Genomic DNA, 2,997 nt, shown 5'->3' with positions numbered 1-2,997 from the left:
CGGCCCATCAGCGAGAAGCCGATGAAAGCTCGAACGTTGAGCTTGCGGCCGCCGTCGTCGAGGGTCATTTTCACCTTGTAGATCTTGCCGTTCTTCGGATCCAGGATCTGCCCGCCATTCCACTCATCGCCATCCTTCGACAATCCCCAAAGGATGGTCATGCCCTCCACCGGCTTGTTCTTCCGTTCGCCGTCGCACTCCTTGCACACGGGGTTCGGGCCGTCGTCGGACTTGAGCACCTTGATGATCTTGCCCTCCAGCTTGCCGCCGGATTCGGTGATCTGGATCAGGGCCTTGGACTCGCCGGTTTTGTCGTCGATGTTCTTCCAGGTGCCCACCGGCGTAGTGAGCTCGGCGGCGAAGGCCGCCAAGGGCCCGGCCACCAGGGCCAGGGCGAAGGCGGCGTGGAACAGTGCTTTCATGGATTCCCTCCGTACGCGTTGGTATGGAGGCCGAGACTGACCAGCGTAGCGGCGCCCGTCAAGCTGCACCGCGCCACTGGCATAATGACGGGTCTTTCCACTTTGCCGTTGCCATGCCACACCCTGATGAAGCCCTGGTTCGCCGCCTGGTCGGCGAACTGACCGATCCCCACACCGGCCAGCCGATGGCCGCCGCCATCCGTGCCGTGGGCGTGGACGGTGACCGTGTCTCGGTGGACCTCCAGCTGGGTTACCCGGCCGCCGGCCACATCACCGTGGTCGAAGCCCGGGTGCGCGACGTACTGCTGGCCGATCCGTCGATCGCCGCGGCGTCGGTCTCGGTCACCTGGCGCGTGCATTCGCACAAGGTCCAGGGCCAGCTGGCGCCGTTGCCTGGGGTGAAGAACATCATCGCGGTGGCCTCGGGCAAGGGCGGTGTGGGCAAATCCACGGTGTCGGTGAACCTGGCACTGGCACTGGTCGCCGAGGGCGCCAGCGTGGCCATCCTCGATGCCGACATCTACGGGCCCAGCCAGCCGCGCATGCTGGGGCTTTCCGGCAGGCCCGGCTCGCCCGACGGCAAAAGCATTACCCCGATGCGCGCGCACGGCCTCCAGGCGATGTCGATCGGTGTGCTGGTGGATGAAGATGCCCCGATGATCTGGCGCGGCCCGATGGTGACCCAGGCGCTGATGCAACTGCTCACCGATACGCGTTGGGAGGCGGTGGATTACCTCATCATCGACCTTCCGCCCGGCACCGGCGACATCCAGCTCACCCTCAGCCAGAAGGTGCCGGTGTCGGGCGCGGTGATCGTCACCACGCCGCAGGATATCGCCCTGCTCGATGCGCGGAAGGCGCTGAAGATGTTCGAGAAGGTGGGCATCCCCACGTTAGGCGTTGTGGAAAACATGTCCACGCACATTTGCTCGAATTGCGGCCACGAGGAACATATCTTCGGCGCTGGCGGTGGCGCCCGCATGGCGGCCGATTACAGCGTGCCCCTGCTTGGCGACGTGCCGCTGGACATCCGCATCCGTGAGCAGGCCGACGGCGGTACGCCCACCGTGGTGGCCGAGCCCGAGGGCGAACTGGCCGCGCGTTACCGCGCCATCGCCCGCCGTATGGCCGGCGCCTTGTCGCTGACAGCCCGTAACAAGGCCATTGCCTTTCCAAGTATCGTTGTCCAGAACACCTGACCGGAGTCTTTCGTGAGCATCAAATCCGATAAATGGATCCGCCGCATGGCCGAGCAGCACGGCATGATCGACCCCTTCGAGCCCGGACAGGTGCGTGAACGCGACGGAACGCGGCTGGTGTCGTATGGCACGTCCAGCTATGGCTACGACGTGCGCTGCGCCAACGAGTTCAAGGTGTTCACCAACATCAATTCCACCATCGTCGATCCGAAAGCCTTCGACGAGCGCAGCTTCATCGACGTGACGTCCGACGTCTGCATTATCCCGCCCAATTCCTTCGCCCTGGCGCGCACGGTGGAGTACTTCCGCATCCCGCGCAGCGTGCTCACCATCTGCCTGGGCAAGAGCACCTATGCCCGCTGCGGCATCATCGTGAATGTCACCCCGCTCGAACCGGAATGGGAAGGGCATGTCACGCTGGAATTCTCCAATACCACGACCTTGCCGGCGAAGATCTACGCCAACGAAGGCGTGGCGCAGATGTTGTTCCTGGAATCGGACGAGGTATGCGAAACCAGCTATGCCGACCGGGGCGGAAAATACCAGGGCCAGCGCGGGGTTACGCTGCCACACGCGTGAAATTCGCATTTTTCTGAACGTGGGGCCGGGCTACGGCGACCGGCCCGGCGATCAGCGTTACACTTGGCCGTCCACTATCCATCGCACCACGCAGGAGTTTTCGATGTCCCGTGTTCCCTCCCTGTTCGCACGCGTCGTGGGGCTGGCCGTGCTGGGCAGCGCACTGGCGCTTACCGGCTGCTTCGGCAAATCCAAACCCGATGCGGTGCTCACCACGCAGGGCCAGTTCGACGAAACCATCAAGGCCTATAAAAGCGGTCAGTTCGTCGTGGATGGCGCCGTGCTCTCGGCCGCCGATACCGGTAGCCACTATGCCTACCTGAAGGACCAGGGCCGCCTGCCCAAGACCATCCTGCTGGTGCCCAGCGACGATTCGAAAGTCCGCGACGCCCACCTGGGTTTCATGGCCCGCATGCAGCTGGACTACGGCTTCACCGTCTACTACGACAAGAAGGGTGAACTGGTTCGCTTGAATGCCGTGGAAGAAAAAGCCCGTGCCCTGGAAGATACCCACCAGCGCGCCCCGTTGCCTGACGAAATGAAGGGTAAGGAAGCCAGCAGCGGTGGTTACGATCCGCAGAACTCCGGCCAGCAGCGCGGCTACTGATCGCGCGTGAACGGATGAAAGGGCGGCGGACCTGTATGGCCGTCGCCTTTTTTATGACCCGGAAAGCACGGCGGCGATCTCCGCCACGCGAGCCTGGCGCTCCGCCGGCGCATAGGGCGCCGCCGGACCACTGCCCCAGACCGGCCCTGGCCACGCGGCATCGCCTTCGCGCCGCGCCACCACATGCACG

4 protein-coding genes and 1 pseudogene are annotated in these 2,997 nt (G+C 64.2%); 3 read left to right on the top strand and 2 right to left on the bottom strand.

What is annotated here, in order from left to right; genetic code table 11:
* A partial coding sequence (locus tag VK519_RS09685; protein ID WP_324349347.1) for a DUF2147 domain-containing protein occupies positions 1-422 on the bottom strand: 422 nt, incomplete at its 3' end.
* Positions 423-535: 113 nt separating this feature from the next.
* Between VK519_RS09685 and apbC the strand changes: the two genes are divergently transcribed.
* From apbC to VK519_RS09670, 3 genes are all read left to right on the top strand, one after another.
* Complete coding sequence (gene apbC / locus VK519_RS09680) at positions 536-1,621, top strand: iron-sulfur cluster carrier protein ApbC (protein ID WP_324349346.1); 1,086 nt, start codon at positions 536-538, stop codon at positions 1,619-1,621.
* A gap of 12 nt (positions 1,622-1,633) precedes the next feature.
* Positions 1,634-2,200, top strand: a complete 567-nt coding sequence (dcd, locus tag VK519_RS09675) for a dCTP deaminase (RefSeq protein WP_324349345.1) — start codon at positions 1,634-1,636, stop codon at positions 2,198-2,200.
* A gap of 103 nt (positions 2,201-2,303) precedes the next feature.
* Positions 2,304-2,807 carry a hypothetical protein gene (locus tag VK519_RS09670; protein ID WP_250623851.1) on the top strand — a complete coding sequence of 168 codons (504 nt, stop codon included), beginning with the start codon at positions 2,304-2,306 and terminating at the stop codon, positions 2,805-2,807.
* Positions 2,808-2,858: 51 nt separating this feature from the next.
* On the opposite strand, the pseudogene VK519_RS09665 reads toward VK519_RS09670, so the two are convergent.
* Positions 2,859-2,997: pseudogene (locus VK519_RS09665) on the bottom strand (diadenosine tetraphosphate hydrolase); the annotation flags it as partial.

This window comes from Pinirhizobacter sp. (genome assembly GCF_035317885.1).
Lineage (GTDB): Bacteria > Pseudomonadota > Gammaproteobacteria > Xanthomonadales > Rhodanobacteraceae > Pinirhizobacter.
The sequence above is the reverse complement of the archived record's forward strand: the minus strand, read 5'-3'. Positions and strand labels throughout refer to the sequence as shown.